Origin of the sequence: Lentzea cavernae, assembly GCF_014653695.1 — a bacterium.
Taxonomy (GTDB): domain Bacteria; phylum Actinomycetota; class Actinomycetes; order Mycobacteriales; family Pseudonocardiaceae; genus Lentzea; species Lentzea cavernae.
This window is the reverse complement of record NZ_BNAR01000027.1, coordinates 77,009-103,092: the sequence shown is the minus strand read 5'-3', so window position 1 is coordinate 103,092 and position 26,084 is coordinate 77,009. Positions and strand designations below refer to the sequence as shown.

The following is a 26,084-nucleotide window of genomic DNA, read 5'->3' as shown; positions in this document are numbered from 1 at the left end:
AGATCCAGCAACCCGCGACCCCGCCGAACAGGTTAAAACTCAAGCTAGGCGCTGTCCTGCAAGTTCGTCAGGTGAGAGACGCGGGCGAGAGTCCCGGAGGCGGTGCCGCCGCCACGCCCTCATACCGGGCGTATTCGGGCGTGGCGGCGGTGCCGTCTCCGGGGCCCTCGTCCGCCGCTGTCGCCCGACGAGACTTGCAGGACAGCGCCTAGCCGCGTGACTGGTAGTCGCGGAGCAGGCCCCGGGAGATGATCGTCTTCTGGATCTCGGACGTGCCCTCGCCGATCAGCAGGAACGGGGCCTCGCGCATCAGGCGCTCGATCTCGTACTCCTTGGAGTAGCCGTAACCGCCGTGGATGCGGAACGACTCCTGCGTCACCTCGGCGCAGTACTCGGAGGCGATGAGCTTCGCCATGCCGGCCTCGACGTCGTTGCGCTGGCCCGAGTCCTTCAGGCGCGCGGCGTTGACCATCATCAGGTGCGCGGCCTCGACCTTGGTGGCCATCTCGGCGAGCTTGAAGGCGATGGCCTGGTGCTCCGCGATGGCCTTGCCGAACGTCCTGCGCTGCTGCGAGTACTCGATCGCGAGCTCGAACGCGCGGATCGCGATGCCGCACGCGCGGGCGGCCACGTTCACGCGGCCCACCTCGACGCCGTCCATCATGTGGCGGAAGCCCTGGCCGGTGACGCCGCCCAGCACCTGGTCGGCGGCGATCTCGAAGCCGTCGAACACCATCTCGGTGGTGTCGACGCCCTTGTAGCCCATCTTGTCGATCTTGCCGGGGATCGTGAGGCCCGGCAGGACCTCGCCGTAGCCCTCGGGCTTCTCGACCAGGAACGTCGTGAGGTTCTGGTGCGGCTTCTCGGCGCCCTCGTCGGTCTTCACCAGCACGGCGGTGAGGTTCGACGTGCCACCGTTGGTCAGCCACATCTTCTGGCCGTTGATGGTGTAGCCCTCGGAGCCCTTGACCGCGCGGGTGCGGATCGCCGCCACGTCGGAGCCGAGTTCGGGCTCGGACATGGAGAACGAGCCGCGCACCTCGCCCGCGGCCATGCGCGGCAGGTACTTCTGCTTCTGCTCGGGGGTGCCGTGCTGCTTGAGCATGTGCGCCACGATGAAGTGGGTGTTGATGACACCGGAGACGCTCATCCACCCGCGCGCGATCTGCTCGACCACCAGCGCGTACGTCAGCAGCGACTCGCCGAGGCCGCCGAACTCCTCGGGGATCGTGAGGCCGAAGAGGCCCATTTCCTTCATGCCGTCGACGATGTCGGCGGGGTACGTGTCGCCGTGCTCCAGCGTCTGGGCGTGCGGAATGATTTCCTTGTCCACGAACGTGCGAACGGTCGCGAGGATTTCTTCCTGGATGTCCGTGAGACCCGCGGTCTGGGCGAGGCGCGCCATCGCACTTCCCTTCCGAAGCAAGAGTTACCGGCGAGTATGGACCGGTTAACGCTCGTTTGCGACCGGGGTGTGCTCTCCGCAACAACGCGCGTGCCCGCTGTACCGAAACAGCTTCCCCCGCCAGTGGAATCGCTCACCCGCGCGACGAACGCCCCGGCAGGACCTTAAGATCCCGCTCACACATCTAGGGGGATCGCGATGACGTACGACCCGTACAACCCGAAGCAGCCGGGCGATCCGTACGGCCAGCAACCGCCTTACGGCCACCCGGACCCGTACGGCCAGCAGCCGATGTACGGCTACGGCTACCCGGTCCCGCCGAAGTCCCAGACGAACGCCATCGTGTCGCTCGTGCTGTCGGTCGTGGGTTTCGCGACCTGCGGCGTGACGTCGATCGTCGGCGTCATCTTCGGCCACATCGCGATGGGGAAGATCAAGCGGGGCGAGGAGGACGGCTACGGGATGGCGCTCGCGGGCATCATCGTCGGCTACGTCGTCATCGTCGGCTATCTGCTGTTCGTGCTGTTCTACATCGGCATCATGGCCGCGGTGATCAGCGGCAACACCTACTGACGGGACCTCAGCCCGCGAGGGCCGGGAGGACGCTCAGCCCGCGAGTGCGATCTCCAGCGCGCCACCGCAGTGACGGCAGACGTCGGCGAACACGTGGACGTCGGCGGCACATCCGGGACAGCTGCGGAAGCTGCGCTCGAGCAGGTCGTCCTCACGGCGTTTGAAGAGCCGCAACCGCTTGCTCGTCTTGCCGTTACTTGAACGTGACATGTCCAGAGCATGCACCCGCACCGGGGCGAGATCGCAAACTCCGGTGACGGATTGTGCGCCACTTCACCAGTTTCGAACGCAACCTGTGACGAACGACCACGTGCGGTCACATTCGTGGTGAAGTAGAGCACAATCCGTGACGAGATCAGTCCTCCGGCGGCGACCACACGTTCGCGCGCGACATGCCCGCGGCACGCCCCTTGCCGGAGATCACCAACGCCATCTTGCGCGACGCCTCGTCGATCATCTCGTCGCCGAGCATCACCGCGCCGCGCTTGCCGCCCGCCTCCGAGGTGTAGAACTCGTACGCGTCGAGGATGTTCTCGGCGTGGTCGTAGTCCTCCTGCTTCGGGCTGAAGACCTCGTTGGCCGCCTCGATCTGGCCGGGGTGCAGCACCCACTTGCCGTCGAAGCCCAGCGCCGCGGAACGACCGGCGACGCGCTTGTAGCCGTCGACGTCGCGGATCTGCAGGTACGGGCCGTCGATGGCCTGCTTGTCGTGGGCCCGCGCGGCCATCAGGATCCGCATCAGGATGTAGTGGTAGGCGTCGCCGACGTCGTAGCCGGGCGGCTGCTCGCCGACGACCAGCGACTTCATGTTGATCGACGCCATGAAGTCCGCCGGGCCGAAGATGATCGTCTCGACGCGCGGGGACGCGGTGGCGATCGCGTTGACGTTGTTCAGGCCCAGGGCGTTCTCGATCTGCGCCTCGATGCCGATCTTGCCGACCTCGTAGCCCATGGTCTTCTCGATCTGCGTGATCAGGAAGTCGAGCGCGACGACCTGCTCGGGCGTCTGGACCTTCGGCAGCATGATGCAGTCGATGTTGGCACCGGCGCCCTCGACGACCTCGGTGACGTCGCGGTAGGTCCACTCCGTCGTCCAGTCGTTGACGCGCACGACGCGGGCCTTGTCACCCCAGCCGCCCTCGTTCAGCGACGCGACGATGGTCTTGCGGGCGTCCGGCTTGGCCAGCGGGGCGCAGGCGTCCTCCAGGTCCAGGAACACCTGGTCCGCCGGCAGCGTGCGCGCCTTGTCGATCATCTTCTGGCTGGAGCCGGGGACCGCAAGGCACGAGCGACGGGGACGCTGCTGGTCGACCACGGGAGTACCTCCTTGTACCGGCCGGTAACTACGTGCGCCACAGTGGCACGCATCATCTCCGGGCGCATATTCGCTGAGTCCCGTTTCACAGACCCTGGCAGTCTTGACCGGTGGAGATCACGCGAATCCTCGACTCGGCGCTGCGCAAGGCCGCGGCCGTCTGGATCACCTCACCGGGCCACGAGCCCCGCCTCGTGCACGCCCACTGGCGAGCCGACTCCCTGTGGGTCATCTCCGGCGGCACCGAACCGGACGTGCCCCTGAGCGACGGCACCCAGGTCACCGTCACCGTCCGCTCCCCCAGCACGCACTCGCACCTGATCGACGCACAGGCCGTCGCGCACCTGACCGAGCCCGACGACGAGACGGCGCAGGCCCTGCGGACCGCGCGGCTCAACACCGAGCCGCGGTGGGATGCCGTGTACCGCCTGGAGTTCACCTCGTGATCACCGTGCCCGAGGGCTTCGGCGAGGGACTCGGTGACGGCGCACCGGCGTGGGTGGCGACGCTGCCGAGACTGGCCACGAAAGCCTGTTCGCGGTGGCGGCTGACGCCGGACGGCCCGTTGATGAACGGGTTCTGCGCGGTCGTGCTGCCGGTGCGCCGGGCCGACGGGCACCCTGCCGTGCTCAAGCTGACCTGGGTCGACCGGGAGACGGAGCACGAACCGCTCGCTCTGCGGACCTACGACGGCAACGGCGCCGTCCAACTGCTCGACCACGACGAGGAACTCGGCGCACTCCTGCTGGAACGCCTGGACCACACGCACTCGCTGCTCGACGAACCGATCGAGACGGCCGTCGGCGTGATCGGCTCGCTGCTGCGCCGCCACCGCCATCTGGAAGCGCCGCCCGGGATCCACAGGTTCGAGAGCCACGTCGCGGACCACCCGGCGGTGCCCCGCGCACTGCTGGACGCCGCGCGCGAGGTGGCCACCCGGCCGATGGGCACCACTTTGGTCAACGCGGACCTGCACTACGAGAACGTGCTGCGCGGCGACCGCGAACCGTGGCTGATGATCGACCCGAAGCCGCTGTCCGGTGATCGCGAGCGGTGCGTCCTGCCGTTGCTGTGGAACAGGTTCGAGGAGATGGACGGGCCCAAGGGGCTGACGGCGCGGTTCCTCGCGCTGTGCGACGCGGGCGAGCTGGACGTGGCGAAATCACGGGACTGGACGCTCTACCGTGCCGTCACCAACTGGATCTGGTGCCTCGAAGAGGACATGCGGGACCAAGCCGTGATCTGCGCCGAGATCGCCCGGTGGGCGGCCCGGCCGTGATCTAGCCTGGTGTCGTGGTGGCTGTGAACCGGGTTTTCATCGCTCAGCTGGCCGGACTTCCCGTGTTCGGCCCCGACGGCGAACCCATCGGCAAGGCCCGTGACGTCGTGATCAGCCTCCGCATCGACCGGCAACCGCCGCGCGTGCTCGGCATGGTCGTCGAGATGGTGACGCGCCGGCGGATCTTCGTGCCGATGCTGCGGGTCACCTCGGTCGAGCCGAACGCCGTGACGCTCGCGACCGGGTCGGTCAACCTGCGGCCGTTCCACCAGCGCGTCAACGAGGTCACGGTGATCGGCGAGCTGCTCGACGCCAGGATCCAGCTCGAGGACGGCGGCACGGCCGTGGTCGTGGACGCCGCGATGGAGCTGACCCGCACCCGCGACTGGCGCATGGTCCGCGTCGCGGGCCGGGAGCGCACCGGCCGGTTCAGCCTCAAGGGCCCGGTGCAGGTCTGGCCGTGGGAGGACGTCAGCGGCCTGAGCGTGAACGAGCTCGCGGGCCAGCCGCAGGGCGCACAGCAACTGGTCGCCGTGTTCGAGGGCATGCGCGCGGCCGACGTGGCGCACGCGCTGCACGAGCTGCCGCCCAAGCGCCGCCACGAGGTCGCGGACGCGCTCGACGACGAACGGCTCGCGGACGTCATCGAGGAACTGTCCGAAGAGGACCAGAAGGACGTCCTGTCGCACCTGGACGAGGAACGCGCCGCGGACATCCTGGAGGCGATGAACCCCGACGACGCGGCGGACCTGCTGAGCGAGCTGTCCGAGGGCACCAAGGACCGGCTGCTGGAACTGATGGAACCCGAGGAGTCGGCCCCGGTCCGCCGGCTGCTCGAGTACTCGTTCGACACCGCCGGTGGCCTGATGACACCGGAGCCGATCATCCTCACGCCGGACGCGACGATCGCGGAAGCGTTGGCACGGGTGCGAAATCCCGACCTGACACCGGCGCTCGCGTCGATGGTCTTCGTGTGCCGCTCCCCCTCCGCGACGCCGACGGGCCGCTACCTGGGGTGCGTGCACATCCAGCGCCTGCTGCGCGAACCGCCGTTCGACCTCGTCGCCGGCGTCCTCGACACGAACATGGCGTACCTGTCGCCGGGGGCGTCCCTGAGCGACGTGACGCGCTACTTCGCCACCTACAACCTGGTGTGCGCCCCGGTGCTCGACGAGACCGAGCACCTGCTCGGCGCCGTCACCGTGGACGACGTGCTGGACCACCTGCTGCCGGACAACTGGCGCGAGACGGGACTGAGCCATGCCTGAAGTACTGCCCCGGCGCAGACTCGACCAGCCCCGCGAACCCCGCGGCTTCCGCTTCTCGGTCGACCCCGACACGTTCGGTCAGCTCTCCGAACGGCTCGCGCGCTTCCTCGGCACCGGCAAGTTCCTGTTCTGGCAGACGTTGCTCGTCGTCGCCTGGATCACGGTGAACCTCGTCGCGGTGTCGCTGCGGTGGGACCCGTACCCGTTCATCCTGCTGAACCTCGCGTTCTCCACGCAGGCCGCCTACGCCGCGCCGCTGATCCTGCTCGCGCAGAACCGGCAGGACGACCGGGACCGGGTGTCGCTGGAGGAGGACCGCAAGCGGGCGGCGCAGACCAAGGCGGACACCGAGTACCTGGCGCGGGAGCTGGCGGCGGTGCGGCTGGCGCTCGGCGAGGTGGCGACGCGCGACTTCATCCGCGGGGAGCTCGAGAAGCTGGTGAAGGAGCAGAACAACCTGAAGAAGGTCAGGCCCTGACCCGTCCGCTCGCGACCAGGTCGTCCAAGACCTCGTGGATCGCGGGAGCCGTCTCGGCGTGCTCGCGGTACTCGTCACGCGTCACGTAGGTCAGTTCGGCGATCTCGCCCGTGGGCCGCGGCTCGCCCACGAGCCGCGCGGTGAAACAGGTCATGTCGACCATCGCGCCCTCGCCCTCGCCGTACGCGAGCGAGACGTAGCGCTTCAGTTCCGAGGGGCCGTCGATCTCGACGCCGAGCTCCTCGCGGACCTCGCGGCGCACCGCGTCTTCCAGGGACTCGCCCGCCTCGATCTTGCCGCCGGGGAGGTAGAAGGCCTTCTTGTTGCGTGAGCGCACAACGAGGAGGCGGCCGGCCTCGACGTGCACGAGTCCCACCACCGTGATCACGGGAACACGTCGTCCGACGCCAAGCGGTCACAGGTGCGGCCGAACGCCTCGAGCTCACCGGGGCCGAAGCTCTCCCCGAAGTGCTCGGCGACGCCGGCGAGGTGGGTGGTGGAGGCGCTGCGGAGGCGTTCGGCGCCCAGCGGTGTGAGCACGGCCACGATGCCGCGTCCGTCACCGTCGGCGCGTTCGCGCCCGACGAGACCGGCACGTTCCAAACGGTCCACCAGGCGGGTCACGCCCGATCGGGACAGCAGGACGGCATCGGCCAGCTCGGTCATGCGCATGCGCGTGGAAGGCGCCTCGGCCAGTTGAACCAGCACGTCGTACGCCGCGAGCGATAGGCGCTGCTCAGCAATCAGTTCGGCCTCGAGGACCCTCGTGATCCGTGCATGCGCGCGGAGGAACGATCGCCACACCCCGAGCTCGACACGGGTGGGCAACCGGGAACTACCCGATTCCGGCACGGGCGTCGATGTTACGGACAGCGTGCTCCCGGCTACGACCTGGGCCTGTCTGGAAAGTGACCGGCCGGTAGGACGGGCACGAACCGGACGTAGCATGGATCGGTGACCACCACGCAGCCCCTCCCCACCGTCGACGACGTCCGCAAGGCGCTCGCCGGTGTGCAGGACCCCGAGATCCGCCGCCCGATCACCGAGATCGGCATGGTCAAGGACGTCGAGGTCGGCACGGACGGTGCCGTGGTCGTGGGCATCTTCCTGACCGTCGCCGGCTGCCCGATGCGCGACAAGATCACGAAGGACGTCACCGCGGCCGTCGAGGCACTGGACGGCGTCTCGTCCGTGCGCGTCGACCTGGACGTGATGAGCGACGCCCAGCGCACCGAGCTCCGCAAGACGCTGCGCGGCGGCACCGAGGAACCGGTCATCCCGTTCGCCCAGCCGGGCTCGCTGACGCGCGTGTACTGCGTCGCGTCCGGCAAGGGCGGTGTCGGCAAGTCCTCGGTCACCGTGAACCTCGCCGTGGCGATGGCCGCGCGCGGCCTGTCCGTCGGCATCGTCGACGCGGACATCTACGGCCACTCGATCCCCCGCATGCTGGGCGCCGACGGCCGTCCCACCCAGGTCGAGAAGATGATCATGCCGCCGCAGTCGCACGGCGTGAAGGTCATCTCGATCGGCATGTTCACGCCGGGCAACACCCCGGTCGTGTGGCGCGGGCCGATGCTGCACCGCGCGTTGCAGCAGTTCCTCGCGGACGTGTTCTGGGGCGACCTGGACGTGCTGCTGATCGACCTGCCGCCCGGCACCGGCGACATCGCGATCTCCGTCGCGCAGCTCGTGCCGAACGCGGAGATCCTCGTGGTGACCACGCCGCAGCAGGCCGCCGCCGAGGTGGCCGAGCGCGCCGGGTCGATCGCGCTGCAGACCCGTCAGCGGGTGGCGGGTGTCATCGAGAACATGTCGTGGCTGGAGATGCCCGACGGCTCGCGCATGGAGGTCTTCGGCAACGGTGGCGGCGCGGCCGTCGCCGAGTCGCTGACCACGGCCATCGGCTCCGACGTGCCGCTGCTCGGCCAGGTGCCGCTCGACCCGCGCCTGCGGGAGAACGGCGACTCGGGCACGCCGATCGTGCAAGCCGTGCCGGACTCGGCCGCCGCGAAGGTCCTCACCGAGGTGGCGACGAAGCTCTCGGTGCGCTCGCGCGGCCTGGCCGGCCGTCTGCTGAACGTCTCGCCCGCTGGCCGCTAGAACCACAAAGCACGAGGGGCCCTTCGCATCACCGCGAAGGGCCCCTCGTGCGTTTCTCGGGAACTCAGGTGGCGTCCGGGTCGTACGGCGGGCGCTCGCCCGGTGCGAGCGGACGCTGCTCGGCCGCGGGCGGGGTCGACGGCGCCGGGTAGCCGTTGGACTTCGTGGGCTCCGGGTCCTCGAAGAGGTGCTTGGTGACAGCGCGCTTCGGATCGAAGTTGCGCAGCTCCCTCAGGTCCTCGAGGGGCTTGCGGAGCGACTCGAACTCCGGCCCCATCTCCTGCTTGAGCTGTTCGCGTGCGCCGGTCGCGTACTCGCGGACCTGCCTCACCGTCTTGCCCAGCCAGGCCGCGGCCGATGGCAGGCGTTCGGGCCCCAGGATGAAGAGACCCGCGACGACGATGATGAGGATCTCTACCCATCCGATGCTGTCGAACACAGGCCCCAGCCTACTTGTCAGTCGCTCTTGAGTGTGACGTCCAGTTTGAGCTCACGGCCCTGGCGCGCCAGCGTCACCTGCACCGTTTGGCCGATTTCGTGCTCCCTGACCGCGACGACCAGTTCGGCGGCGTTGCGGACCATGCGGTCGCCGACCCTGGTGATGACGTCACCCTCCTGGATGCCCGCGGCCGCCGCGGCGCCACCGGCCGGGACGTTCTGCACCTGGGCGCCCTCGGAGGTCTCCGCGGACACGGACTTCACGTTGACGTTCATGTCCGCGTGCTTGACCTGGCCGTTGCGGATCAGCTCCTGGCTGATCTTGCGGGCCTGGTTGCCGGAGATCGCGAAGCCGAGGCCGACGGAGCCCCCGGTCTCGGTGCGGATCGACGAGTTGATGCCGACCAGGGCGCCGCGCGAGTCGACCAGCGCGCCACCCGAGTTGCCCGGGTTGATGGCGGCGTCGGTCTGGATCGCGTCGTAGGTGACCTGGGGGCCGCCGTTCTCGCCCGCCGCCGTCACCGGGCGGTGCAGCGCGGAGACGATGCCCTCTGTGACGGTGTTGGACAGCTGCAGCGGCGAGCCGATGGCGATCACGCTGTCGCCGACCTGCAGCTCGTCGGAGTTGCCGAACTGCAGGACGGTCGGGTTGGTGACCTCGACCTTGATGACCGCGAGGTCGGTCTTCGGGTCGCGGCCGACCACGCGGGCCGCGGCGCGGGTGCCGTCGGTGAAGACGGCGCTGAGCTTGGCCGACGAGTCCTGGGCCGCCGGGGCGACCACGTGGTCGTTGGTGAGGATGTAGCCGCCGCCCTCGATGACGACGCCGGAGCCGACGCCCGCGACGTTCGCGCCCTTGAACTCGATCGAGACGACGCTGGGGGTCACGCGCTTGGCGATGTCCGAGATCGAGCCGGCGGGGCGTTCCTTGCCCTGGGCGACCTCGGACAGCGTGACGGTGGAGTCGGTCAGGGGGTTCCCCGCCCGTCCGATCAGCCAGCCGACGAGACCGCCGACGGCGCCGAGGACGAGAGCGACCGTGAGCAGCAACGCGAGGGCCGTCGGCTTGACGCGACGGCCGAACAGCAGCTCGGGAACGCTCAGCTGGGGGCCGGGCGCGGGCTTGCGCTCGGGTTCGCCGGGAGGGTCCTCACCGACGGCGGGCGGGCCGATCACGGCACCGGAGGCCGGGTCGCGCCACGGGTCGCCGGCGGGCTTGTCGCCCCAGAACACCGGATCGATGTCCGGGTCCGGGTCGGACGTGGGCTGCGGCGGCCGCTGCAACAGCTCCGCCGAGCCCTGGCGGCCGAACGCCGTCACGAGGGACTCGGGAGGCGGCGGCGCGGACTGGAGCTGGGACACGGGCACGTCGCGCGAGGCGAACGCGCCGGGAACACCGTCGGGGCGGCCGAAGGCGGTGGCGTGCGCGGGGTCGACCGGCGGCTGCACCAGGGGCCGTGGCCGGAGCCTGCGATGAGCTCCGTCGTCCACTCCGGAAACGGGTGTGGACGTCTGGCCGTTGGGCGACTGCTGGCTCATCTCTCCCCGAGTTTTCCGCTAGGAGTGCTGAACTACAGCGTGCCTGACGAACGGTGAAATGACTGTCAGGGGGTGGTCGCGAAGACCGCGCCGGCGTTCTGCGGCGCCGGGGCGGGGGCGGGCGTGTCGCTCTCCGGCGTGGTGAACGCGAGCGCGCCGAGCAACATGCCGCTCACGACGACCCCGGCACCCTGACGGGCGCGGCGGCCGCTGAACCAGCCGTTGCTCCCCAGCGGTCTCGACGACCCCAGCACGGGCCCCGCACCGAACGCGGGCTTGTCCGTGCGCTGGACGGCGACGAACTGGCCGTCCTCGGTGATCGCGAGCCCGTCCGGAGCGGAGGGCAGTTCGACCTCTTGAGGAATCGCTCCGAGCCTGTCCAGCAGCGACGCCGACGCCGTGGGCGCCGAAGCGGTGCGCACGGCTGAGCGCGCCTGCTGCTGCGTGTAGGTCTCGAAAGCGCAGAAGCCACAGCGCTGAACATGCGCGGATGCACGCTCGTGGGCGGTCGAGGACAGTTCTCCGTCCACGAACGCGACCACGGCATCCGGCAAGAGATGCTGCTCAGGCAGGCCCCAACCTCGGAGGTCGGTCATGCAGAGTCCTCCAGCAACGATTCTTGACGACGGCGTTCGAGCGCGACCTTCAGAGCCTGGCGGCCCCGATGGATCCTGCTCCTCACGGTACCCATCTTCACCCCGAGCGTGGCGCCGATCTCCTCGTAGGAGAGTCCTTCCACGTCACAGAGCACGACCGCGGCGCGGAACTCCGGGGGGAGCTCGTCGAGCGCGGCCTGCAGGTCGGGGTCGAGGTGGTTCTCGTCGTAGATCTCCTCGGGGGACAGGTCGTCACCCTCGAGGCGGTCGTTGTCCTCGGGCAGCGCCTCCATGCGCACGCGGGAACGCCTGCGTGCCATGTCCAGGAAGAGGTTGGTGGTGATGCGGTGCAGCCACCCCTCGAAGGTGCCCGGCTTGTACGACGCGAGCGACCGGAACACGCGGATGAACGTCTCCTGCGTGAGGTCCTCGGCGTCGTGCTGGTTGCCGGTCAGGCGGTACGCGAGCCGGTAGACCCTGTCCGCGTGCTCGCGGACAATGCTGTCCCACGAGGGCGGCGTCCAGTCGGCCGTCTCGATGGGCGCGACGGCCTCCGGCGAACTCGACTGCGTGCGCATCAGGTGTTTCGGCACCTCCATGTGGGCCGCCCGGCGACCCTTGTGCGGCTCAACGAGCGACGGGTCCGGCATGTTCCCGACACGAGCCTGGCTTCTTGCCTCTGTACCTTCTCCCGCGCTCTTTAAACGATCGTGAGAGTGGGCTGAGAGCACCCTGAGAATTTCGGTTCGGGCCGCGTTCACCCGTTTTGGGCACTGGACGCACTAGCCTGCTAGACCGTGACCACGGAATCGGCCCTGCGGGAGTACGTCGAGCAGTACCTCCCCGAGGACGACGTGCACCTGGCGGCGCGAGCACGCGGCCAGGAACTGGGCTGCGTGCCCATCGGCGCGGGCGGAGGCGCCGCCCTGCGGTTCCTCGCGACCGCACTCCAGGCCCGGGCAGTGGTGGAAGTGGGCACCGGCGCGGGCACCAGCGGCCTCTACCTCCTGGCGGGCATGCCCAAGTCCGGCATCCTGACCTCCATAGACGTGGCCTCCGAACACCAACGCGCAGCCCGCGAGGCCTACGCGGCAGCAGGCATCTCCCCGTCCCGCACCCGCCTGATCATGGGCAAGGCCCTGGAAGTCCTCCCCCGCCTCACCGACGCCGCCTACGACCTCGTCTTCGTGGACGCCTACAAGCCCGAGTACCCGCAGTACCTGGAACACGGCGTCCGCATGCTCCGGCCGGGCGGTGTAATCGCGTTCGACAACGTCCTGTGGCACGGCGCGGTGGTGGACCCGGCGAAGCGGGACGAGTCGACCCAGGCGATGCGGGACATCGCACGCCTGGTGAAGGAGGACTCCCGCCTGGTACCGGTGATCCTCCCGCTGGGAGACGGCCTGCTGGTGGCAGCCCGCAAGCCGTAGGCACACCTGATCAACGCGAAGCCGCAGGCGAGCCGGTTGCTGGTGCGATGCCGCAGGCGAGCCGTCCTCACACGCGATGCCGCAGGCGAGCCGTCCTCACACGCGATGCCGAAGGCGAGCCGTCCTTACCAAGAGGCTCAGGCGGTGGGTCCCATCACGAGTCGCGCCATAGCTCTTGCTGCATGCAGGTAGGGGTGTCAAGCGGACACGCTCTTCGTCCGCTTGACACCCCTACCTGCATGTGGCCCGCTCTTGGTGCGACTCGTGATGGGACCCACCGCCAACGCACCCGACTAAGCAACGCGCAGCCGCCCAACGCAACAGGCGTGCCATCAACCCACGAACGGCGCAGGCCCCCATCTCAGATTGCCGGGGTCTGGGGCAGAGCCCCAGGGGAAGCACACAACAAACCAGGCCGCACGCAACCCAACCCACCAACCCAAGCGGCCGAATCAGTAAGCCCGAACACCCTTCCCCAACACCGTCACCCCGGAAGCAGACACGGTGTACCGCTCCCGATCCATAGGAGCATCCACCCCGATCAACGCCCCATCAGGCACAACCACGTTCTTGTCCAAAATGGCCCGCCGAACCACAGCACCCTTACCGATCCGAACCCCAGGCAACAACACAGACCCCTGAACCACCGACCCGACCTCAACGGTCACGTCGGAAGAGATCACAGACCCGTGGATCTTCCCGGAGATGATCGACCCAGGCCCCACCATCGAGTCCTCAGCAGACCCTCCAGCGATGAACTTGGCCGGAGGCAACGGAGGCGTGGCAGTCCGAATAGGCCACAACTGGTTGTACAGGTTGAAGATCGGATGGACCGAAACAAGATCCATGTGCGCGTCGTAGTACGCGTCGATCGTCCCCACGTCCCGCCAGTACCCACGATCTCGGTCGGTGGCGCCGGGAACCTGGTTGTCCTGGAAGTCGTAGACGTGCGCCTTACCCCGGTCCACCAGCATGGGGATGATGTCGCCACCCATGTCGTGGTCCGAGTCGGGGTTCAACGCGTCCCCGCGAAGCGCGTCCAGCAGCGCCTCGGTGGTGAAGATGTAGTTGCCCATCGAAGCGAAAGTGACATCCGGGTCGTCCGGCACGTGCGGCGGCTCGGACGGCTTCTCCAGGAACCGGGTGATCTTCCCGGAGGCATCGCTGTCGATGCACCCGAAGGCCTTCGCCTCGTTGCGCGGCACGCGGATGCCGGCGACGGTCACGGCCGCGCCCGACTCGACGTGCTGCGAGATCATCTGGCCCGGGTCCATCCGGTACACGTGGTCGGCTCCGAAGATGACCACGTGGTCCGGTTTCTCGTCGTGGACGAGGTTCAAGGACTGGAAGATCGCGTCGGCCGAGCCCGTGTACCAGCGCGGACCCAGGCGCTGCTGCGCCGGGACCGGGGTCACGTACTGACCGAGCACATTGGACAGGCGCCACGTGGTCGAGATGTGGCGGTCCAGTGAGTGCGACTTGTACTGCGTCAGGACGCAGAGCTTCGCGAGCCCAGCGTTGACCAGGTTCGACAGCACGAAGTCGACCAGCCTGTAGTTGCCCCCGAAGGGCACAGCCGGTTTCGCGCGGTCGGCCGTCAGTGGCCAGAGGCGCTTGCCTTCACCACCGGCAAGCACAATTCCGAGAACGTGCGGCTGCCCCTTCACGGTATGTGACCCTATCCGTGCGATCGTTCTCGAACCAGACGCAAACCGGTTCGTCCCAACAAGTACATCTGTGATCTACGGTGGGTGGGTGCGAGTTGCGCTGTTGACAAGGGAGTATCCGCCAGAGGTCTACGGTGGGGCAGGTGTGCACGTGGGTTTCCTCGTGCCCCATCTCCGCAAACTCGTGGACGTCGACGTGCACTGCTTCGGTGCGCCGAGATCGGACGCCACGGCCCACAACCCGCCGCACAGCCTGGAGCAGGCGAACGCGGCTCTGACCACCCTCGCGGTGGACCTCGAGATGGCGAGCGCCATCTCCGCGGCGGGCCTCGTGCACTCGCACACCTGGTACGCCAACATGGGCGGTCACCTGGGCAAACTCCTCCACGGCATCCCCCACGTGGTCACGGCGCACTCGCTGGAGCCGCGCCGGCCGTGGAAGGCCGAGCAGCTCGGTGGCGGGTACCGGATCTCGTCCTGGGCCGAGCGCACGGCCTACGAACACGCAGACGCGGTCATCGCCGTGAGCGAGGGCATGCGGACCGACGTGCTCGACGCCTACCCCGCGCTGGACCCGGCGAAGGTCCACGTCGTGCGCAACGGCATCGACAGCAACGCCTACCACCCCGTCACCGAGTCGGACGCCCTCACGTCGCGCGGGATCGATCCCGCGAAGCCGATCGTGGCGTTCGTGGGGCGGATCACCCGGCAGAAGGGCGTCGGCCACCTCGTCGCGGCCGCGCACCACATCGACCCGGAAGCGCAGGTCGTGCTGTGCGCGGGGGCTCCGGACACGCCGGAGATCGCCGAGGAGACCCGGCAGGCGGTCAGCGAGCTCTCCCAGTCGCGACCTGGGGTTTTCTGGATCCAGAAGATGCTGCAACCGGCCGAGGTGCGGCAGATCCTGAGCCACGCGACGGTGTTCGTGTGCCCGTCGGTCTACGAGCCGCTGGGCATCGTGAACCTGGAGGCGATGGCGTGCGGCACGGCGGTCGTCGCGAGTGACGTCGGCGGCATCCCCGAGGTCGTCGTGCACGGCGAAACGGGCCTCCTCGTCCACTACGACGAGCAGGATTTGTCGACATATCGGCACCAGCTCGCGGAATCGATCAACGAATTGATCACAGACCCCGAGCGCGCGAAGCGCTTCGGCGCCGCCGGGCGCACACGGGCCGAGCAGGAGTTCTCCTGGTCCGCGATGGCCGAGCAGACGGTCGAGGTCTACCGCAGTGTGATTTGAGCCACACTCGGCCGGGGCAACCCGTAGGAGTGACGACCGCCTTTAACCAGTAGTGATGTTATGACTTCAACTGGTGAGGGGCGCGAGGACTGTGCGTTGTGCGGTGCTGGGTCTGGCGGTCCTCCTGGCAGTGACCGGATGTGCCACCTCAGCCCCCGCCGGCCAGCCGAGCGCGGTCCAGCTCACGGTGGACGGCAAGAAACTCTCCGACGCCTCTGACCTGCAGGCGAACGCCGAGGCGCAGGTCGCCTACACGCTCGAGTACGGCTACGTGGCACGGGCGGGCGCCGCCGCGGTCAGCTGCTGGTTCGCGAAGACGGGCGTCGAGTCCGAGGTCGACAAGCGGCTGTGGTGCGGACCGGTCCAGGTCCCCGGCACCGGCGCGGGCACCGACTGGGTGCCCGTGCCGCTCAAGGAAGTCACCAAGACGGATGACGAGATCCGTTACGAGGTGCAGTCGCCCCAGGTGCCGGAGAAGGGCAACCGCAGCACCCCGAGCGGGATGCTCGTGCGCACCGACGGCAAGGAGTACGACCCGTCCAAGCAGCAGGACACGACGGCCGGGCGCGACTTCCTCGCCGTGCTGCCCGACGACGGCAAGCGCTCCAACCTCGACCTGGGCCTCGGCGACGCCGACATCAAGCTGCGCGACGACCTGCTCGGCACCGCCGTCACCGGCTGGGCGAACCCGGACATCTGGTTCACCTCCGAGGGCACGCTGCGCGCGGAGTCCGGGTCGCGGCTGCGCGTGATCAGGATGAAGGTCGAGAAGCTCAACGAGACCGACAGCGGGTTCCACCGCACGAACTGGCAGGGGTTCGCCCCGCAGCCCTCGGAGCTCGCGCTCGAGGTGCCCGGCAAGCGCCAGGTCCTGCCCGCCGACCGGCTGCCGGCCAACGGCTCGGTCTTCGTCGTCTACACCGTGCCCGACCCGCAGGAGGGCGCCGAGCACCTCGCGCTCGGCACGCTCGGCGCCAAGTCGCTGGAGCAGCGCGCCGAGGTCCCGTCCGGCAAGCGCACCGACTCCCCGCCGCACGTGCTGCAGCGCGCCGCCTCCCCCGCCCAGTTCAAGGAGCAGACGCAGAAGATCCGCTTCGGCGACCGCGAGCTCGGCATGAAGGTCACCGGCGTCCGCATCGGCCGCCAGCGCCCGGTCAAGCTCGGCGAGAGCCAGTACGACGTGGCCACGATCTCCGCGCCCGACAAGGCGTTGCTCGAGGTGCGGGTCGAGGCGGCCGGCAACCTGCCCGACACCGCGGGCGGCCTGCTGACCAAGGACCTGATCACCGTCACGCTGCCGGACGGGTCGGCCGCCAAGCAGGTCGGCGCCCGCTACGACGGCGGGCCGCTGCCCTTCGCGGTCGTGGTCGAGGTCCCGGCGGACACCCGCTCGGTCTCGGTCGGCATGGTCGAGGGCTCGCTGGACCTGCCGAGGCTCGGCAGGACCGCCATCTCCCCGGTCGACTCGCGCGTCACCCTCGCCCTGGAGTTCTGAGCGAGCATCGCGGCGAGAGCCAGCCAGCCGAGGATCACGAGCACCAGCCCGGTCCAGCCCCACTCCTCGTACGCGGTGGCGCCGGACGTCCCGCCGATGCTGCTGCCCACGTAGAACCCGGCGAGGTAGAGCCCGGAGGCCTGGCCGCGGGCGTGCGCGGGGGCACGCGCGGCCACCCAGCCGCTCGCCGTGGTGTGCGAGGCGAAGAACCCGGCGGTGACGATCGCCAGACCCAGCGGCACCCACAGCAGGCTCGCCAGCGCGCCCACCGCGACCACGCCGATGCACAGCAACAGCACGCGGCCGCGGCCGTACCGGTCGGCCAGCCTGCCCGCGAACGCCGCCGAGGTGCTGCCGAAGCCGTAGAAGAGGAACACCAGCGTCTCGAGCCACGCCGGGCCGGACAGCTGGAAGCCCGCGACGTTGTAGAACGAGATGAACGTGCCCACGAGCAGCACGGCGACCACGTACAACGCGAGCAGCACCGGGTCTTTCAAAGCCGCCTTCATGCCGGCGGGCGCCCGTGTCGGCCGGGCCTGCGCCTTCGGCAGGAAGAACACCACGACCAGGGCCGCGACCAGCCCGAACACGCCGGCGAGCAGCACGGAGCCGCGCCAGCCCAGCCAGTCGGAGGTCATGCCGGTGATCAGGCGCCCGGACATGCCGCCGAGGCTGTTGCCGGCGATCATCGCGCCCATCGCGGCGCCGAGGTTCTTCTTGGAGAGCTCGTCCGCGAGGTAGGCCATGGACGCGGCGGGCACCCCGGCCGCGGCGACGCCCTGCAGCACCCGCAGGGCGAGGAACACCTCGTAGTTCGGCGCGAGCGGCAGCACGAGCCCGAGCAGGGCCGCCACCAGCACGCTGACCACGATCACCGGACGGCGCCCGACCCGTTCGGACAGCATCCCGATCGGCACGACCACCACCGCGAGCGCGAGCGTCGCCGCGGACAGGGCGAGCGACGCGCTGCCCGGCCCGAGCCCGTACTCGGCGGCGATCTGCGGCATGACCGGCTGCGGGGTGTACAGCAGCGCGAAGCACGCGAACCCCGAAGCGGCGATGGACGCGGTCAACCTGTTCACACGTCTGACGCTAAGCCATACGTCCAATACGGAAATGCGCCAGAATCGATCCGTGGACGAATTGGAGCTGGCCCCGAAACTGGCAGTGCTGAAAGCGCTTGCCGCCGACGAGCACGTGACCCGTGCCGCCGAACGCGTCGGGCTGCCCCAGCCCACCGTCAGCCGCTGGCTCGCCGAGCTCGGGGAGCAGCTCGGCTCGCCGATCATCACGAAGAGCGGCAGACGGGTCCGCCTCACCCGCGCCGGCCGTCTCCTGGCCGAAGCGGCGACGCGGTCGCTGGCCGCCCTCGAACCCGGTCTGCGCGAGGTCGAGGAGGAGCTCGACCCGGAGAAGGGCCGCGTCGTGCTGGGCTTCCTGCACATGCTCGGCCGGTCCGTGGTGCCCGAGCTCGTCCGCGGGTTCCGCGCCGAGCACCCGCGGGTGCGGTTCGGGCTGGTGCAGAACGCCCGCTACACCGTGGTCGACAAGCTGCTGCAGGGCGAGATCGACCTCGCGCTGGTCGCCCCGCCGCCGGACGAGCCGGAGGTCGAGTCGGTGGTCATCTTCGAGCAACCGCTGATCGTCGTCGCCCCGGTCTCGCACCCGCTGGCCTCGCGCGAGGTCGTCCGGCTCTCCGACCTCGTCGACGAGGACCTCATCCTGCTGGAGCACGGCTACGGCCTGAGGCAGATCACCGACGACCTGTTCGCGAAGGCCGGTCTCACCCCTCGCGTCGCGTTCGAGAGCCAGGAGATCGAGACCGTGCGCGGCCTGGTGGCGGCCGGGCTCGGCGTCGCGATCCTCACGCACGCCGAGTTCACCCCGCCACCAGGCCTGCGCGAGCTACCGCTGTCGCCGCGCTCGGCCCGCGTCTTCGCGCTGGCGTGGTTGAGGGACCACCCGCTGCCGCCCGCCGTCCGGGCCTTCCGCGAGCACGCGTTCCGGACTCACGGCGTCCAGGCCTGAGTGCCCGACCACGTGCGGAGGTACGACTCGGCGCCGCTCAGCATGTCCCGCACGAGCTGGTCACCGCCGAGCTGGCGGACACGTTCCACCCAGTCCGGCAGCAGGCCGATGTGCGCGCCGCCGTCGACGTTGATGTCCCAGACGCGCTCACCGGTGCGCTGCCGGTCGACCAGCGGGCCGTCCGGGTAGGTGCGGAACGGGTAGGTCACGCCCGTCTGCGGCGCCGGGTGCGAGCCCACGCCGTTGTAGTCGGAGCCGAACCCGATGCCCACGTCGTACTTGCGGCGCAACGGCTCCGCGGCGGCGGCCTGCGCGACGTAGCCGCCGGGGTCGTTCTCGTAGCCCGCGATGAACCCGCCGAGCTGGTAGACCTCCTCGGTCCACTGGGCGTCCATCCAGCTGTGGCTGGACACGATGCCGGGGTAGCGCGCCTGGGCCGCGAGGTCGAGCGTGCGACCAGCGGCCTTCACGCTCATGTGGTCGACCTCGATCATCATGTGCCGGCGCATCATGGCCTGCACCGCGTACTCGCCGAGCGAGGTCAGGCCGCGCACGTTGCACCGCTTCGCCGGGTCGTACTTCGGCGCGACGACACCCGCGGGGATCAGCGCGTTCGGGCCGACGGTGCCGATCGGGTTGTCCTGCTGCGGGCCCTTGCACACCTCGGTCTGCCACCACTGGCCGGTGCGCAGGAACTGGCCCGCGTTGATCACGCCGCCCTGCGTGCCCGAGTCGAACCGGACACCGCACAGCGCGTTGTCGAACTTGTGGCACAGGAACGCGCTGCGCACGCCGAGCGCGTAGACCTCGTCGAGCCCGCGGTCGATGTCGGCCTTGCTGCACAACGGGATGTCGAGGAACGTCCGGCAGCCGAAGAGCTCGGAGGTCTCGATGCCGAGCACCACCGCGAGCTTGCCCTGGGTGATCACGTCCCGCGCCTGCTCGGACGACGTGACGATCCGGAACCAGCCCTTGCCCGCGCCACCGAACTGCTTGTCGACGAACGCCTGCAGCTCGTAGGTCCGCTGCGCCTGCAGCCGGACCGACGCCATCTCGTCGCAGGGCTTGTCCTTGAACGGGTGGATGACGCACAGCGTGGCGTTGCTCGTCAGGTCCTGGACCAGCACGCGCTGGCCGCCGCGCCACGCCCGTTCCAGCCAGGCGTAGTAGTTCTGCTGGTGCGAGACCGTGGTGGAGGACGGCCAGTCCTTGAACGTCGGCCAGCCCACCGGGTCGTGACCGTCGAGGTCGCCCGTCACGATCGCCTCGAAGATCGCGCCGAGACCCGCCGGGTGGTGCTCGGGGCAGTCCTTCAGCGCGTCCGCGATGCCCTTCTCGGAGAACGGCCTGCCGCAGATCAGCTTGCCGCCGAAGCCCTCGTTGGTCATGAGGTGGTTGTGCGCGTCGACGAGCCCGCGCACCCTGCCCTGGCCGTCGACGCCCTTGAACGGCTCGCCCGTCACGTTGATCTGCGAGTCCGGCGCGGGCCGCGCCACCGGTTCCCACCAGGGCGTCGCGGCCGTGGCGGGGGACAACGACGCTAGGACCAGCGAGACGGCGAGAGCCAGGCGGAGTAACACGAGAGCTCCTCTACGGCGTTGTGAAGGAGCTCACATCATGCCGTGGAACGCCGCCGTCTCGTATGGCCATAAGTAGGGACCTGGGGCCTGTGTCGAAGTCCGATCCGCGATAGCCGGGCCCGAGGCGGCCCCTGGCGGCACGGCCGGAGGGCCCACGTACAACACCGGTACGCGGGCCCTCCGGCCGCACCACCAGGAACCACCTCAAGCGCAGCTCTCATCGAACCGGACTTCGACACACGCCCTAGCGCGAATATTCTTCAGCCAGCTCGACCAGGGTCCGGGCACCGAAGCCGGTAGCCCCCGCGACGACCTCGTCGTAGACCTTCTCCGACCGTGCGGGACCCGCGATGTCGAGGTGCGCCCACGGCACGTCGCCCGCGAACTTCTGCAGGAACAGCGCCGCCGTGATGCCGCCGGGGCCGGGCGGGCACTGCTTGTAGTCCGCGATCTCGCTGGCGACGGCGGAGGCGTGCTCCTCGAGCAACGGCATCCGCCACCACTTCTCGCCGACGTTCGCCCCCGCCGCGACGACCTCGGCCGCGATCTCGCCGGACGCGCTGAACACCGCGCCCGTGCGCAGGCCGAGCGACACCTTCATCGCACCGGTCAGCGTCGCCACGTCGACGACGAGGTCGGGCTCCAGGTTCTTCACCGCGTACGCCATCGCGTCGGCCAGGACCATGCGGCCCTCGGCGTCGGTGTTCGTGACCTCGGTCGTCGCGCCGCCGTAGTGGCGCACGACGTCGCCCGGCCGGTACGCCGAGCCCGAGACGTGGTTCTCGGCGCACGGCACGAGCCCGGTGACCCTGACCGGCAGCTGCCGCCGGGCCACGGCCAGCAGCGCGGAGATCACCGCGGCGCCGCCCGCCATGTCGGTGCGCATGAGGTGCATGCCGTCGGCGGGCTTCACCGAGATGCCGCCCGTGTCGAACGTGATGCCCTTGCCGACGAACACCAGGTGCGGGCCGGTGGTGCCGTAGGTCATCTCCAGGAACCGCGGCGGGCGGGCCGAGCCGCCTCCGACGGCCAGCACGCCGCCGAAGCCCTGCTGCGCCAGCCACTTCTCGTCGCGCACGGTGGCCGTCAGCCCGGCGACCTTGTCCGCGAGCTTCGCGGCGGTCGTGGCGAGCCAGCGCGGGTCCTTGACGTTGGACGGGGTGTTGGCGAGATCACGGGTCAGCGAGGTGGCGGTGGCGAGCGCGTGGGCCTTCAGCGCGGCCGACGTCAGCACCTCCTCGAACCCGGTGTCCGCCGTGATCAGCCGCAGCGAGCCGACGCGCTTCGGGGCGTCCTCGCCGGTGACCTTGAAGCGGTAGCCGCCGAGCGCCGCGCCCAGCACGAACGCGCGCACCTTCTCGGCGTCGAAGTCCGGGGTCAGCAGGACGTCGGCGGTCTTCGGCGCGTCCTCGCCGCTCAGCGCGCGCACCAGCGAGGCGCCCGCGGTGCGGTAGTCGGCGGCCGTGCCGGTGCCGACACCGAGGGTCCAGGCCTCGTCGTGCCGCACCGCCTCACCGGCCTTGCCGGTCAGGTCGGAGACGTCGATGCCGTCGCCGCCCGGCCCCAGCGCCGGTCCCGTGGCCGCGAGCACGACCGCCGGAACGCCACGGCGCGAGGTGGTGGCCACCTCGACGTCCACGAGCTTGGTGGGCACTGACGGAACCGTCGACGCCACGGTTGGACCTCCCCTATTGCATTGACGACCGTTCATTCTCACCTGGGGCGAGAACGAAGCGATGCCCCGGTCTCCACTGTGGAAACCGGGGCTCAACACTGCTTCCTCGCCGGGTGCCTCAGCCGGCGGCGGCCTTCAGCGCGTCGCCCAAGGCGCTGGCCTCGTCCGCCGACATCTCGACGACAAGGCGCCCACCACCCTCGAGCGGCACGCGCATGACGATGCCGCGTCCCTCCTTGGTGACCTCGAGGGGACCGTCGCCGGTCCGGGGCTTCATGGCCGCCATCGCGTGCTCCCTCCGTCAACATCTTCCCCGTCCGGCCAGGCCGGATCTGCTCCATTCTCCCCTATCGCGACTCAGGGGCGAAACCGAACCGATCTTTTGGCGAGTTCGGGTGACAGTTGTCGATCTTGACTTGTCCCTGATCAATACCCGTTTTCACGACCTCGCAACACTTTGGGCGGGCACGGCACTCCGCCGGGCGCGGCGTGACAGACTGGGCCGGGTGCGAGCCCGTTCCGCGCTCTTCGACGTCTACGGCGGCCACCTCCGCGAACGCGGTGGCGCCGCCACCATCGCCGCGCTCGTCCGGCTGCTCGAGCCCCTGGGTTTCGCCGCGCCGGCCGTCCGCACCGCCGTGTCGCGCACGGTCCGGCAGGGCTGGTTGCAGCCGTCCCGGCTCCCTGACGGGCCCGGATACGCCATGACGCCCCGCGGGGAACGCCGCCTGGACGAGGCCGCCGCACGCATCTACCGCACCGGGCCGTCCACGTGGGACGGTCGCTGGCACGTCGTGGTGCTGGAGGAGTTGCCGGGCCGCGACTCGCGCGACCACCTGGCGTCGGAGCTGCAGCTGCTCGGCTACGGCGCGCTCGGTCCTGTGACGTGGATCGCTCCCCGGCCCTCCCCCGAACTGGCCGACGTGCTGGCCGCCGAGGAAGTCGCCGCACGAACTTTTCACGGTTCACACGACGGTGGCGACGCCGAGCTCGCCGCGAAGGCCTGGGACCTGGCCGAGCTGGGCCGCGACTACGCCGCGTTCGTCGCGCACTGGCACGAGACGGTGTCCGTTGTGGACGAAACGGACGACGCGGCGGCGTTCGCGGCCTCGCAGCAGCTGCTGCACTCGTGGCGGAAGTTCCTGTTCCGCGATCCCGGTCTTCCTGCTGAACTGTTGCCACCGGACTGGCCGGGGCACGCGGCAGCGACGTTCTTCGACGAACAGACGCTGCGGCTGGCACCGGGCACGAGCCGATTCGTCGACGAGTGCCTGCGGCCGGTCCGCAACGTTTCCACTGCTTGATGGAGGTCCAGTGTCCGAGCTCCTCGTCGACGACGCCGATGGTGTGCGCACGCTCACGTTCAACCGCCCCGAGTCGTTCAACGCCTTCACCGTCACGCTGAAGGAGGCGTTCCTCGCCGAGCTCAAGGCCGCGGCGGCGGACGCGGAGGTGCGCGCCGTGGTGATCACGGGTGCGGGCAGGGCGTTCTGCGCGGGCCAGGACCTCAAGGAGCACATCGGGTTGCTGCAGGCCGGTGACCCCGCGCCGCTGCACACCGTCGAGAAGCACTACAACCCGATCGTGCGCGAGCTGATCGGCATGCCGAAGCCGGTGATCGCCGCGGTCAACGGCAGCGCGGCGGGCGCGGGCGCGTCCTTCGCCTACGCCGCCGACCTGCGCATCGCGGGCGCGTCGGCGAAGTTCCTGATGGCGTTCGCCAACGTCGGCCTGACGGCGGACTCCGGCGCGTCGTACACGCTGCCGCGACTGATCGGCCACGGCCGCGCGATGGAGATGATGCTGCTCGCGCAGCCCGTCGGCGCCGAGGAGGCGTTGCGGGTCGGCATGGTCAACCAGGTCGTGCCGGACGAGGAATTGCTGGAGACCGCGCACCTGCTGGCCGCCAAGCTCGCCAAGGGCCCGACGACGGCCTACGCGAAGATCAAGGAAGCGCTGGCCGCGGCGGCGGACGGGACGCTGGAGGACGCGCTGGAGGCCGAGCGCCGCACCCAGGCCGACTGCGGCTCGACCGAGGACCACCGCGAGGCCGTGGACGCGTTCGTGAACAAGCGGGCGCCGAAGTTCATCGGGCGCTAGCCGCTCGGAAGCACGTCGAGATGTGGTCGTCGACCATGCCGGTCGCCTGCATCAGCGCGTAGCACGTCGTGGGGCCGAGGAACTTGAAGCCGCGCTTCTTCAGTTCCTTGGCCATCGCCGTGGACTCGGGCGTGATCGCCGGCACGTCCGCGAACGTGGCGGGCCGGACGTGGTCCGCCGGCGCGAACGACCACAGCAGCGCGTCCAGGTCGACCTCGTCCGAGACGATCAGGCGGGCGTTGTGGATCGCGGCGTCGATCTTCAGGCGGTTCCGGACGATGCCCGCGTCGGCCATCAGCGCTTCGACGTCGGCCGGCCCGAACTCCGCGACCCGCGCCGGGTCGAAGCCGGCGAACGCGGCGCGGAACGCCGGGCGCTTGCGCAGGATCGTGATCCACGACAACCCGGACTGGAACGCCTCCAGCGACATCCGCTCGTACAGCTCGCTGGTGCCGTGGAGCTCCACGCCCCACTCGGTGTCGTGGTACTCGGCGTAGTCCGGGGTCGAGTCGCCCCAGGGACAGCGGGAGAGCGGCTCAGGCCGGGTGCTCACTGCTCTCCCGGTCCTCGAGTTCCGCGACGCGCGCCCGCAGCGTCTCGACCTCGGCCGACAGCCGCTGCAACGCCCAGTCCACCTCGGTCATCTTGTAGCCGCGGAAGACCTGCTGGAACTTGAGCTCGCGGACGTCCTGCGCGGTGATGTCCTCGGCGGGCAGCCGGGTGGGCGAGGCACCGGGCGGCAGCGGCGCGAGCTCCTCGCCGCGCCCGAACACCAACGCCGCGAGCAGGAACACCACTGCCGCGACGGCGATCATCACGATCAGGTAGATCAGGGCGTTGGTCACGCGACGATCGTGGCACAGCTCAGGCAGCGGCGAGCGAGCAGACCGAGACGAACGATCACGACCCAGGTGATCGCGGTCGCGACGGTCATCGGCGACGACTGCAGCAGCCGCGCCACGTCGAGGTGCGCGGTGGCCAGGATGATCGAGAGGTTGCCGAGCAGGACCGCGCCGACGGCCGTGAGCGCGATGGCCGCGCCGGCCTTGGCGACCAGTCTCGTGTCGTACTTGCGGGCCAGCACCCGGCCGAGGACCAACGCCACCAGCGCCACCCCGGACGCGATGCCGCTCGTGAGGTCGTTGGCCTTGGCGATGAACAGGTACCACGCCGGCGGCACCGACCCGAAATCCTGCCACGGACCGATGAGCAGCATCCGGCCGTACTCCCACGCCATGTGCATCAACGGCAGCACGATCGCGAGCCAGATGAGCGTGCGCGTGCCATAGGCGACGGCGAGCTCGGCCTGGTACTCGTTCGCGATCTCGCGCACGGGACCGAACTCCTCGACCGCGCGCTGCTGGGCCTCCTGTTCGGTGAGCCCGCTGCCGACGTGCGCCTCGGTGGCGTCGGTGAGGCTGTCGCGGGTCTCGGTGAGCAGGTCGCGGACCTGCTTCCTCGAGCCTCGCAACCGCGACCCGAGGTCGGTCACGTACCGGTCGATCACTGCTGCGCCCACCTGCCCCCACCTCCCAGCACCCCGTCGATGACCGTCGTGAACTCGCGCCACGCGCTGCGCTCCGCCTGCAGGGCGCGCCGCCCCGCCTGCGTGAGCTCGTAGGTGCGGCGCTTGCGCCCGCCGACCGTGCTCCAGTCGCTGGTGACGTGCCCAGCCCGCTCGAGCCGGCGCAACGCGGGGTAGACCGTGCCCGTCGGGAGGTCCAGCGCACCCCCGCTGCCCTCCTGCAACGCCTCGATGATCGCGTAGCCGTGCAGCTGCCTGCCGTCGAGCGTGGCCAGCAGCAACGCGTCGAGGTGACCGCGGAGCGCGTCGGGCTTCATGAGTAGCGACTCTACTGATCCGGGCTCTCGGTGTGA

At 69.7% G+C, this 26,084-nt stretch carries 29 protein-coding genes; 11 read left to right on the top strand and 18 right to left on the bottom strand.

Annotation, left to right across the window (positions count from 1 at the left end):
- Positions 1 to 208: 208 nt before the first annotated feature.
- Positions 209 to 1,405 (bottom strand): acyl-CoA dehydrogenase family protein, encoded by a 1,197-nt coding sequence (locus IE307_RS44430; RefSeq protein ID WP_191305526.1) that lies wholly within the window; start codon positions 1,403 to 1,405, stop codon positions 209 to 211.
- 198 nt (positions 1,406 to 1,603) lie between these two features.
- Here IE307_RS44430 and IE307_RS44425 point away from each other — a divergent pair, with 198 nt between their 5' ends.
- Positions 1,604 to 1,978: a DUF4190 domain-containing protein gene (locus IE307_RS44425; protein ID WP_191305525.1), complete on the top strand. Its 375-nt coding sequence runs from the start codon at positions 1,604 to 1,606 to the stop codon at positions 1,976 to 1,978.
- A gap of 33 nt (positions 1,979 to 2,011) precedes the next feature.
- Here the strand turns inward: IE307_RS44425 and IE307_RS44420 are convergent, their stop codons facing one another.
- Positions 2,012 to 2,188: a hypothetical protein gene (locus IE307_RS44420; protein ID WP_191305524.1), complete on the bottom strand. Its 177-nt coding sequence runs from the start codon at positions 2,186 to 2,188 to the stop codon at positions 2,012 to 2,014.
- A 145-nt stretch (positions 2,189 to 2,333) separates the two neighbouring features.
- Positions 2,334 to 3,293 (bottom strand): HpcH/HpaI aldolase/citrate lyase family protein, encoded by a 960-nt coding sequence (locus IE307_RS44415; RefSeq protein ID WP_191305523.1) that lies wholly within the window; start codon positions 3,291 to 3,293, stop codon positions 2,334 to 2,336.
- A gap of 110 nt (positions 3,294 to 3,403) precedes the next feature.
- On the opposite strand from IE307_RS44415, the gene IE307_RS44410 reads away from it, so the two are divergent.
- From IE307_RS44410 to IE307_RS44395, 4 genes are read left to right on the top strand one after another with little or no spacing between them, the layout of a single operon-like run.
- Complete coding sequence (locus IE307_RS44410; RefSeq protein ID WP_229905635.1) at positions 3,404 to 3,739, top strand: hypothetical protein; 336 nt, start codon at positions 3,404 to 3,406, stop codon at positions 3,737 to 3,739.
- On the top strand, positions 3,736 to 4,572 hold the full coding sequence (locus IE307_RS44405) for an aminoglycoside phosphotransferase family protein (protein WP_229905634.1): 837 nt from the start codon (positions 3,736 to 3,738) through the stop codon (positions 4,570 to 4,572). Before IE307_RS44410 ends, IE307_RS44405 begins: the two co-directional genes overlap by 4 nt.
- 14 nt (positions 4,573 to 4,586) lie before the next feature.
- Complete coding sequence (locus tag IE307_RS44400) at positions 4,587 to 5,840, top strand: magnesium transporter MgtE N-terminal domain-containing protein (RefSeq protein WP_191305522.1); 1,254 nt, start codon at positions 4,587 to 4,589, stop codon at positions 5,838 to 5,840.
- Positions 5,833 to 6,318, top strand: a complete 486-nt coding sequence (locus IE307_RS44395; protein WP_189158272.1) for a DUF1003 domain-containing protein — start codon at positions 5,833 to 5,835, stop codon at positions 6,316 to 6,318. Before IE307_RS44400 ends, IE307_RS44395 begins: the two co-directional genes overlap by 8 nt.
- Here IE307_RS44395 and IE307_RS44390 read toward each other — a convergent pair.
- Together IE307_RS44390 and IE307_RS44385 are read right to left on the bottom strand one after the other, a co-directional pair.
- On the bottom strand, positions 6,308 to 6,706 hold the full coding sequence (locus IE307_RS44390) for an NUDIX hydrolase (protein WP_191305521.1): 399 nt from the start codon (positions 6,704 to 6,706) through the stop codon (positions 6,308 to 6,310). The two genes, IE307_RS44395 and IE307_RS44390, sit on opposite strands and share 11 nt — an antisense overlap.
- Positions 6,703 to 7,170 carry a MarR family winged helix-turn-helix transcriptional regulator gene (locus IE307_RS44385; protein WP_229905633.1) on the bottom strand — a complete coding sequence of 156 codons (468 nt, stop codon included), beginning with the start codon at positions 7,168 to 7,170 and terminating at the stop codon, positions 6,703 to 6,705. The genes IE307_RS44390 and IE307_RS44385 overlap by 4 nt, the downstream gene beginning before the upstream one ends.
- Positions 7,171 to 7,272: 102 nt before the next feature.
- On the opposite strand from IE307_RS44385, the gene IE307_RS44380 reads away from it, so the two are divergent.
- Positions 7,273 to 8,418: an Mrp/NBP35 family ATP-binding protein gene (locus tag IE307_RS44380; RefSeq protein WP_191305519.1), complete on the top strand. Its 1,146-nt coding sequence runs from the start codon at positions 7,273 to 7,275 to the stop codon at positions 8,416 to 8,418.
- Between the two features lie 64 nt (positions 8,419 to 8,482).
- Here the strand turns inward: IE307_RS44380 and tatB are convergent, their stop codons facing one another.
- The 4 genes from tatB to sigE all read right to left on the bottom strand — a co-directional run bounded on the left by tatB (position 8,483) and on the right by sigE (position 11,590).
- Complete coding sequence (gene tatB / locus IE307_RS44375; protein ID WP_191305518.1) at positions 8,483 to 8,857, bottom strand: Sec-independent protein translocase protein TatB; 375 nt, start codon at positions 8,855 to 8,857, stop codon at positions 8,483 to 8,485.
- Between the two features lie 17 nt (positions 8,858 to 8,874).
- Positions 8,875 to 10,395 carry a S1C family serine protease gene (locus IE307_RS44370; protein ID WP_191305517.1) on the bottom strand — a complete coding sequence of 507 codons (1,521 nt, stop codon included), beginning with the start codon at positions 10,393 to 10,395 and terminating at the stop codon, positions 8,875 to 8,877.
- Positions 10,396 to 10,460: 65 nt separating this feature from the next.
- Positions 10,461 to 10,991, bottom strand: coding sequence for an anti-sigma factor (locus tag IE307_RS44365; RefSeq protein ID WP_229905632.1), 531 nt, complete (start codon positions 10,989 to 10,991; stop codon positions 10,461 to 10,463).
- Positions 10,988 to 11,590 carry an RNA polymerase sigma factor SigE gene (sigE, locus tag IE307_RS44360; protein WP_189257209.1) on the bottom strand — a complete coding sequence of 201 codons (603 nt, stop codon included), beginning with the start codon at positions 11,588 to 11,590 and terminating at the stop codon, positions 10,988 to 10,990. Before sigE ends, IE307_RS44365 begins: the two co-directional genes overlap by 4 nt.
- 198 nt (positions 11,591 to 11,788) lie before the next feature.
- On the opposite strand from sigE, the gene IE307_RS44355 reads away from it, so the two are divergent.
- A complete protein-coding gene (locus IE307_RS44355) occupies positions 11,789 to 12,421 on the top strand; it encodes an O-methyltransferase (RefSeq protein ID WP_191305516.1) in 633 nt (210 codons plus the stop codon).
- A gap of 452 nt (positions 12,422 to 12,873) precedes the next feature.
- On the opposite strand, the gene glgC is transcribed toward IE307_RS44355, so the two are convergent.
- Entirely contained in the window at positions 12,874 to 14,088 is a 1,215-nt protein-coding gene (glgC, locus tag IE307_RS44350; RefSeq protein ID WP_191305515.1) for a glucose-1-phosphate adenylyltransferase, read from the bottom strand.
- 88 nt (positions 14,089 to 14,176) lie between these two features.
- On the opposite strand from glgC, the gene glgA reads away from it, so the two are divergent.
- The gene (glgA, locus tag IE307_RS44345; protein WP_191305514.1) at positions 14,177 to 15,328 is read left to right on the top strand and encodes a glycogen synthase; all 1,152 of its coding nucleotides are present in this window, start codon (positions 14,177 to 14,179) and stop codon (positions 15,326 to 15,328) included.
- A gap of 1,332 nt (positions 15,329 to 16,660) precedes the next feature.
- Here glgA and IE307_RS44340 read toward each other — a convergent pair.
- On the bottom strand, positions 16,661 to 17,905 hold the full coding sequence (locus IE307_RS44340; RefSeq protein WP_229905631.1) for an MFS transporter: 1,245 nt from the start codon (positions 17,903 to 17,905) through the stop codon (positions 16,661 to 16,663).
- 52 nt (positions 17,906 to 17,957) lie between these two features.
- Here IE307_RS44340 and IE307_RS44335 point away from each other — a divergent pair, with 52 nt between their 5' ends.
- Complete coding sequence (locus IE307_RS44335; RefSeq protein WP_229905630.1) at positions 17,958 to 18,851, top strand: LysR family transcriptional regulator; 894 nt, start codon at positions 17,958 to 17,960, stop codon at positions 18,849 to 18,851.
- Here the strand turns inward: IE307_RS44335 and IE307_RS44330 are convergent.
- From IE307_RS44330 to IE307_RS44320, 3 genes are all read right to left on the bottom strand, one after another.
- Positions 18,833 to 20,431, bottom strand: coding sequence for a membrane dipeptidase (locus tag IE307_RS44330; protein WP_191305512.1), 1,599 nt, complete (start codon positions 20,429 to 20,431; stop codon positions 18,833 to 18,835). The two genes, IE307_RS44335 and IE307_RS44330, sit on opposite strands and share 19 nt — an antisense overlap.
- Before the next feature lie 244 nt (positions 20,432 to 20,675).
- Positions 20,676 to 22,142, bottom strand: a complete 1,467-nt coding sequence (locus IE307_RS44325) for a leucyl aminopeptidase family protein (RefSeq protein ID WP_191305511.1) — start codon at positions 22,140 to 22,142, stop codon at positions 20,676 to 20,678.
- A gap of 82 nt (positions 22,143 to 22,224) precedes the next feature.
- A complete protein-coding gene (locus IE307_RS44320; RefSeq protein WP_065914675.1) occupies positions 22,225 to 22,392 on the bottom strand; it encodes a DUF3117 domain-containing protein in 168 nt (55 codons plus the stop codon).
- 220 nt (positions 22,393 to 22,612) lie between these two features.
- Between IE307_RS44320 and IE307_RS44315 the strand changes: the two genes are divergently transcribed.
- Together IE307_RS44315 and IE307_RS44310 are read left to right on the top strand one after the other, a co-directional pair.
- Entirely contained in the window at positions 22,613 to 23,410 is a 798-nt protein-coding gene (locus IE307_RS44315; protein WP_191305510.1) for a PaaX family transcriptional regulator, read from the top strand.
- Between the two features lie 10 nt (positions 23,411 to 23,420).
- Complete coding sequence (locus IE307_RS44310; protein ID WP_191305509.1) at positions 23,421 to 24,206, top strand: enoyl-CoA hydratase-related protein; 786 nt, start codon at positions 23,421 to 23,423, stop codon at positions 24,204 to 24,206.
- Here the strand turns inward: IE307_RS44310 and IE307_RS44305 are convergent.
- From IE307_RS44305 to IE307_RS44290, 4 genes are read right to left on the bottom strand one after another with little or no spacing between them, the layout of a single operon-like run.
- Positions 24,193 to 24,759, bottom strand: coding sequence for a DNA-3-methyladenine glycosylase I (locus tag IE307_RS44305; RefSeq protein ID WP_191305508.1), 567 nt, complete (start codon positions 24,757 to 24,759; stop codon positions 24,193 to 24,195). The genes IE307_RS44310 and IE307_RS44305 overlap by 14 nt on opposite strands.
- Positions 24,743 to 25,051, bottom strand: coding sequence for a DivIVA domain-containing protein (locus IE307_RS44300; protein WP_191305507.1), 309 nt, complete (start codon positions 25,049 to 25,051; stop codon positions 24,743 to 24,745). The genes IE307_RS44305 and IE307_RS44300 overlap by 17 nt, the downstream gene beginning before the upstream one ends.
- Positions 25,048 to 25,725: a permease prefix domain 1-containing protein gene (locus IE307_RS44295; RefSeq protein ID WP_191305506.1), complete on the bottom strand. Its 678-nt coding sequence runs from the start codon at positions 25,723 to 25,725 to the stop codon at positions 25,048 to 25,050. Before IE307_RS44295 ends, IE307_RS44300 begins: the two co-directional genes overlap by 4 nt.
- A complete protein-coding gene (locus IE307_RS44290) occupies positions 25,710 to 26,048 on the bottom strand; it encodes a PadR family transcriptional regulator (RefSeq protein ID WP_191305505.1) in 339 nt (112 codons plus the stop codon). The genes IE307_RS44295 and IE307_RS44290 overlap by 16 nt, the downstream gene beginning before the upstream one ends.
- Between the last annotated feature and the right edge of the window lie 36 nt (positions 26,049 to 26,084).